Origin of the sequence: Embleya hyalina, assembly GCF_003967355.1 — a bacterium.
Taxonomy (GTDB): Bacteria; Actinomycetota; Actinomycetes; order Streptomycetales; family Streptomycetaceae; genus Embleya; species Embleya hyalina.
In genome coordinates this window covers 344,256-350,255 of the sequence record NZ_BIFH01000016.1, presented here as the reverse complement: position 1 = coordinate 350,255, position 6,000 = coordinate 344,256, and the positions used below count along the sequence as shown (strand labels likewise).

The window sequence follows — 6,000 nt, the reverse complement described above, 5'->3', positions numbered from 1 at the left end:
GGCCAATCGCCATGCGCCGACCGGGTGGAAGCACCTTCGGGCCGCTTTCATCCACGCGAACCCATGGTGTGTGCTCTGCCCCCAACCCACCGTCGTCGCCGACCACTTCCCGCTCAGCCGGCGGCAACTCATCGACCAGGACGCGCCCGACCCCGCCACGCCCGAGCATCTTGCATGTGCTGCCACAACGGCGAGACCGCAGTTCGCCGGTCGGCCGGAGAAGCGCCCAAGCGTCGCTCAGAGCGCGAGTCCGACCAACGCGGCGCGGCTCAGCTCGCCCCACCCCAGGCGGGCCCCTCCCCCCGGGCACTTCCGCCGGCAGGGAGGCCGCTTCCCATTGAGCCCGTTCGGTGCGTACCTACAACCGTTGACACTCCCAGCCAAGACCAGGCTCGTGGCTACTCGCTTCCACTCGGTCCTGCGTTACCAGAGCTCAAGATCCCAGAATTCGCAGTCAGATTTTTCAACCGCAAAGAACGTTCTCCCGTCGGGCCGGTAGACGATGAATCGACCACATGAGTATCCGCAGTCATGCGTGTAGTCGCCGACCGCAACGCTCGTCGAGAACTCCATGGCCAGCGCTGCCGCCAGGAGGCCGAGCTTCTCGCCATGAACAATCAGTGGGGAAGTGCCGTCGATGAGCGTCCGGTACCCACCTTCCTGCCGGATGATGTCCAGGCTTGTCGATTCGATCTGCCTCTTCGGCGGTAGATCCAGCCAATCGCCAAGCATGACCACGTTTTCGATCGGCGTCCGCAAGTGCTTCGACAGCGCTGTGCGCAGTTCGTCCCACGACAGGCTGCCCATGAAAGAGATCTCGAAGTTCTCAAGCATCCGGTACCGCCACGATCTGTCCCGAGTCGGTGTTCGACAGCCATCCCGAATAAGCCGATCGCGCTCCCACCGCCGCACCCTCACGGCACGGTCCACCGCCTGGGAGATCACCGGACACGACCAGGACGGTACCCGCCTCCACCCACTCGCCCCACACCAACTCCAGACAAGACCACCGAAATACGCACTTTCACGCCCACCCGGAACCCGGCCCCTCGGTGGTGATCGACTGCTGCGGCGATGCCGATCCAGCCGACTCGGCGCACGAGACCGATGACCAGGTTCCGCATGGTGGCCATGGCGCGTGATCCGGTACCGGCGTGCAGTTCCACCAGCTACTGAGCATGGGCGAGCCGCTCATGTCGCCACCCGAGAACGCATCGACCCCGGGCTATACGCCATTGGCACTTCCGCGTTGTCCGGGCAGCAAGGCGCCCCATCACCCATGCCTGGGTGACAGGGCGTCAGAGCTGCCGTCAGGCCCGCAGCGAAGCGGTCAGGGCCACCCACGCGGATACGCCGACTGCAAGGTTTCCGACGCTCGGGTCTTTGCTATCGCGAATCGCCATCGCATTCTTGATCGGGGCAATCTCTACACACTCGCTCTGCGCGCCGGAGAACGATGATTTCCGCCATGCAGGATCGGCCGTGGCTGTCAAGCTGCTTTCAGTCATTTGGAACCCATTCCATTGGCAGCGCTCTTTATCAGAGCAAGCGACTTCTTGTAAGGATGTGCGTCCGCGACGACGCGGCGGGCGAGCGCTGAATATTTCATGACTTCGTCAGGCTCTTCGATATAGATGGTGCTCACCATGCCATCAACGTAGACGACGTCGGTTTCGGCCGGATCGGGGAATGTCAGGATGACGAACGGGCCGAACAGCGCGGCATGAGCTTCCGAAGTCTTTGGCAGGATCTGAAGGCTGATATTGGGCTCGCCGGCCATGTCAATCACATACGCAAATTGTTCTTGCATGACCGCTTGGCCGCCGATCTCCTGGCCGAGGACCCATTCGGAGAGCACAACCCATACTGTCAACGGATCCGGGCGGGTCAGCACGGAACGTCGCTCCTGCCGAATCTTCGTCAAGGTGTCGACTTGATCATCCGTGACATCCGGCATCTGAGCTTTGACGACGGCCCGGGTATATCTCTCGGTCTGTAGAAGCCCCGGGATAAGGAAGGGTTGGACACTCAAGAACTCTGATGCGTCGGCTTCCAGCGCGATGTAATCGGCGTACATCGGATTGAGATCCTGTGCATAACGGTTCCACCAGCCCCGCTGTCGACCTCCTCTCGACAGCTCTTCCAAACGCAGACGAACACTCTCGTCGTCGACGCCGTACGCGTCGAGGAGCAACCGAAGATCCACGAGTCGGATGCCCGACTGGCCACTCTCGATGCGACTGATCTTCGATTCTGCGCACGCAAGCGTGCCTGCGGCTTGCGCAATCGTCCTGCCCGCGCCGGTGCGGATCTCCCGCAACGTACGTGCCAACCGTCTCTGCCGAACGGTCGGGTTGCGATTGACGGTCACGTTCACCCCTCCCAAGGCTCCTCGCTCGCCCTGCAGTCTGCCGGGCTGCGGGCAGCCTCAACAAGGTCGGCTCATCCATAACAGGGGTATCCAAAATGGGGACTTGCACTATTTCCTTCACAGGAGCAGGCTACTGAGAGCGACATCAGCAACACCGAATGGTGATCCTGGGACTTGCCGCGCCCTGCCGAGCGGCTGGTTCGTCGCGCCTTGAACTGCCCCGGCGTCGGTCTCGATCGCACGTGGTCCCGGCGCCGGGGCGCATGCTCTGGAAGGAAGCGGCATGACGAAGTCGAAGCATCCGCCCGGTGTGCTGCGGACGTTGAGCCCGGATCAGTACGCCATTCGGGGATGGATCATCCGCCGGGTTCGTGCCCGGTCCCCTCGCTTGGTTGTTCGGCGCGCACCTTCCGGATGGTTGTCGTGAGCCGTGAAGCGGGCTTCGTGGTGGGCGCGGACGGAGAAGCGGTTGCGATCGTCACAGCGAGCGAACTTCTCCCGCGTGAGCGCCCGTTGAGCGCCGGGCGGGGTCCGCGCCATCCGAGCACTACCGACACGAGAGGCACTGTCCCGCAGTCCGTACCAAGAAGTAGCAGCCGCACCGACCCCGTGACCAGACCACCCGAGAGGACACAATGAGTACGCGCTACACATGGCCCGAGTTGCCCGAAGGGCTTCGGTCCGCCGTCGAATCGGTCACGGGGCCGGTCCGCGCATCCGACCGCATCACCACCTGGCACAGCAACGCACCCTTCACGGGAGCGCTGACCACCGACAGCGGCAAGGTGTTCGCCAAGGCCGCACCCGATCACGACACCGCCACGATGGAGCAGTACCGGCGCGAGACCCTGCTCGCCCCGATCGTGAACCGGTTCGCCGCGCCCCTGCTCGGACACGTCGCCGAACACGGCTGGACCGTGCTCCTGTTCGGCTTCGTCAAGGGCGGGCAAGCCGACCTGTCACCCGGACACACCGATCTCGGGTACCTGTCGGCGACGTTGCGGGAAGTTCAACAGATCCGCCCGCCACACGGCTTGGCGCTGCCGACGCTCGCCCACCAGTGGACCAAGTACCTGGACGGCGACCAACGCTCGTTGCTGTCCGGCAATCACCTGCTGCACAACGACCTCGTTCCGTCGAACGTGATGCTCCGGCGCGCCGGCTACGGCGATCAGGTCGTGCTGGTCGACTGGGGCCGCGCCGTACTCGGTCCCGCGTGGGCGGAGTACGCCGGCCTTTACATGTGGCTGCTGTTCAGCGGACACAACCCGGCGCAAGCCCGAGCGTGGCTGGCCCGGTTCCCGGCGTGGCGCATGGCGAGTCGAGCGGCCATCCGCGCCTACGTGGCCGGGGCGACCGCCGAATGCGCCGACAGCCCCGAACACGTCGCACGCTGGGCCTCGCTGCTCGATCGGTGACGGCCTGGCCGTGACCCACACATGAAAAAGCCCCGGCGACCGCTGGAACGGTCCCGGGTTTGGCCGACGGCTTTACCAGGGAGCTGACGACGTGCCCCACTTTATCGCTGCCATTTTCCGATGGCTGCGCCGACTGCTCACCCCGCCGAGGTCGGCCGGATGGCATGCCCGGCCCGCCGAGCCCAAGCGCCTCCGCACCGGCAGCCCCACGGACCCGAAGCCGCAAACCCGGCCCCAATGGCGCGACTTCGTGCCGCCCACCCCCGCCGACGACAACCCGCCCATGCAGGATTCGGCGACGGTCGTCCCGCCTTACCTGATGACGCCGGAAGAACTCGCCGAACGGCGCTGCCAATCCGCCGAAGCAAAAGCGGCCGAAGAACAGCGACGAGCGGAAGGACGGCGCGCCGAACTCGCCGAAGCCACGACCTGGCCCGTCCATGACTGGACCGTCGCGGCACGCGCGGCGGGAGTGATGGCGTGACGCTCCTGCGCCCCCGGCATTCCACTACTGCGACGCCTGCCCCACCCCAACCGGAGAGCGGAACCGCTCTACCCCTTATGGGTATTCGGCGTCCCGCGACCGGCGGGCAGGCACAGCATGGATACCGACTCGACAACCCGGGAGGTACGACGATGGCTGAACACGGAAAGCCCGGCAACGACGGGGACGGCAAGACCCCCCACCGTGACAAGGACGGCCAATGGCCGAAGGACAAGCCGATCCCGTCGAGCGACCCCACCGACCCGAAGGACAAGGACAAGTGACGGACACACGTCCCGCGTGGGATCGCGTGTTCGCGGACACACCCCGTCGCCCGTACATCCCCGAAGTGGTGTGGGCAGGCGACGACGACGCACGGATCGACCGCAGCACCGACCCGAGCGCATGGGAGGAAGCCGTAGCGGCGGACATCCCGCTCGTTACTCAGGTGGACGACGGGACCGACGCCGGTCACATGATCCCCACGTCGTCCGTGTCCATGCCGTTCCTCGTTCGACTCATGCTCGAACAGCTCGACCCGAACACCGATGACAACGTGCTCGAAATCGGCACGGGAAGCGGCTGGTCGACAGCGCTGTTGGCCACGGCGCTGACGCGCGGCCGGGTGACGTCGATCGAGATCGATCCGCTCGTCGCCGACCAAGCCCGCGCGGCCTTGTTCGCCTGCGACTTCGAACCGACGCTGATCGTCGGCGACGGCTTGCGGGGGCACAAGGAAGGCGCACCGTACGACCGCCTCATTGCGACCATGGCGGTTCAGCGCGTGCCCTACGAGTGGGTAGAGCAGGTACGCCCCGGCGGGGTGATCGTGACGCCTTGGGGCACGCCGTACAACAACAGCGGGCTGTTGCGGTCGGTCGTCGCGGACGACGGCACGGCGAGCGGCCGGTTCGTCGGCAATGCCGCATTCATGTTCGCTCGGTCGCAGCGTCGCCGGTTCGAGGACCGGCGATTGGTTGGTGACGTCATCGCGGACCCGGACACGGCTCGGGTACGACATACGGCAATGGACCCGCGACCCATCCGGGAGGAACACGCGGACTTCGCAATCGGGTTGCGATTGCCCGAGGTAGAGCACCGGACGTTCTTCGGGTCGGGCGACCGGGCCGAAGAGTTCACGGTCTGGTACGCCGACGGGACGTCATGGGCAGCCATCGACTACAAGCCCGGTGTGGACTCCTTCGAGGTGAACGAGTCCGGCCCCCGTGATCTGTGGGCGGAAATCGAAGCCGCGTACGAAGCGTGGTGTGCCCAGGGCGAACCCACTCGCGAACAGCACGGGGTCACCGTGACCCGTGACGGTCAGTCGACGTGGCTCGACGGGCCGAACGGCCGAGTGGAAATCGGACCGACGTCCGGCGCATAGCACCTGTCAGCCCCAGCCCGAAAACACGGGTTGGGGCTGACCGACCTTGGCCTTCGGCGTCTTTGTCGCGTGCCGGCACGATCGTTCCTCGCTGTGGTTTCGTCTCGACACAACCGGCCTCACGCACGATCGCAACCGCAGACCCAGCCCAGCCGCGCCGGACCGGGCCGAAAGCACTCGGTCCGCAAAATCCAGCCCGTCCGGCGTTTGAGGACGCTTGGGTAGGCCGGGGCGGATCGGGGCGGCGGCCGGGCGCGGCGACCTTTGGGGTAGCCGGACGTCCCCCGCCTGGGGGACGCGGCGGCGGTCCGTCGGGCGACGACGCCGTGCGGCGGTGCGG

7 protein-coding genes are annotated in these 6,000 nt (G+C 65.7%); 4 read left to right on the top strand and 3 right to left on the bottom strand.

Features of this window, described 5'->3' with window-relative positions; genetic code table 11:
- Positions 1-423: 423 nt before the first annotated feature.
- The 3 genes from EMA17_RS12260 to EMA17_RS12250 all read right to left on the bottom strand — a co-directional run bounded on the left by EMA17_RS12260 (position 424) and on the right by EMA17_RS12250 (position 2,377).
- Positions 424-834: a hypothetical protein gene (locus tag EMA17_RS12260; RefSeq protein ID WP_126636962.1), complete on the bottom strand. Its 411-nt coding sequence runs from the start codon at positions 832-834 to the stop codon at positions 424-426.
- 476 nt (positions 835-1,310) lie between these two features.
- Complete coding sequence (locus EMA17_RS12255; RefSeq protein WP_126636961.1) at positions 1,311-1,508, bottom strand: DUF397 domain-containing protein; 198 nt, start codon at positions 1,506-1,508, stop codon at positions 1,311-1,313.
- A complete protein-coding gene (locus EMA17_RS12250) occupies positions 1,505-2,377 on the bottom strand; it encodes a helix-turn-helix domain-containing protein (RefSeq protein WP_160161385.1) in 873 nt (290 codons plus the stop codon). Before EMA17_RS12250 ends, EMA17_RS12255 begins: the two co-directional genes overlap by 4 nt.
- A 629-nt stretch (positions 2,378-3,006) precedes the next feature.
- On the opposite strand from EMA17_RS12250, the gene EMA17_RS12245 reads away from it, so the two are divergent.
- From EMA17_RS12245 to EMA17_RS12230, 4 genes are all read left to right on the top strand, one after another.
- Positions 3,007-3,789 carry a phosphotransferase family protein gene (locus EMA17_RS12245; RefSeq protein ID WP_126636959.1) on the top strand — a complete coding sequence of 261 codons (783 nt, stop codon included), beginning with the start codon at positions 3,007-3,009 and terminating at the stop codon, positions 3,787-3,789.
- 91 nt (positions 3,790-3,880) lie between these two features.
- Complete coding sequence (locus EMA17_RS12240) at positions 3,881-4,273, top strand: hypothetical protein (protein ID WP_126636958.1); 393 nt, start codon at positions 3,881-3,883, stop codon at positions 4,271-4,273.
- A gap of 152 nt (positions 4,274-4,425) precedes the next feature.
- Positions 4,426-4,557: a hypothetical protein gene (locus tag EMA17_RS55305; protein WP_281290481.1), complete on the top strand. Its 132-nt coding sequence runs from the start codon at positions 4,426-4,428 to the stop codon at positions 4,555-4,557.
- Positions 4,554-5,660, top strand: coding sequence for a methyltransferase domain-containing protein (locus EMA17_RS12230; RefSeq protein WP_246126610.1), 1,107 nt, complete (start codon positions 4,554-4,556; stop codon positions 5,658-5,660). Before EMA17_RS55305 ends, EMA17_RS12230 begins: the two co-directional genes overlap by 4 nt.
- Positions 5,661-6,000 lie beyond the last annotated feature (340 nt).

Bases quoted from the DNA above. Each gene is read 5' to 3' on its own strand.
- EMA17_RS12255 (WP_126636961.1), bottom strand. From the start codon at position 1,508: ATGACTGAAAGCAGCTTGACAGCCACGGCCGATCCTGCATGGCGGAAA.
- EMA17_RS12260 (WP_126636962.1), bottom strand. From the start codon at position 834: ATGCTTGAGAACTTCGAGATCTCTTTCATGGGCAGCCTGTCGTGGGAC.
- EMA17_RS12245 (WP_126636959.1), top strand. From the start codon at position 3,007: ATGAGTACGCGCTACACATGGCCCGAGTTGCCCGAAGGGCTTCGGTCC.
- EMA17_RS55305 (WP_281290481.1), top strand. From the start codon at position 4,426: ATGGCTGAACACGGAAAGCCCGGCAACGACGGGGACGGCAAGACCCCC.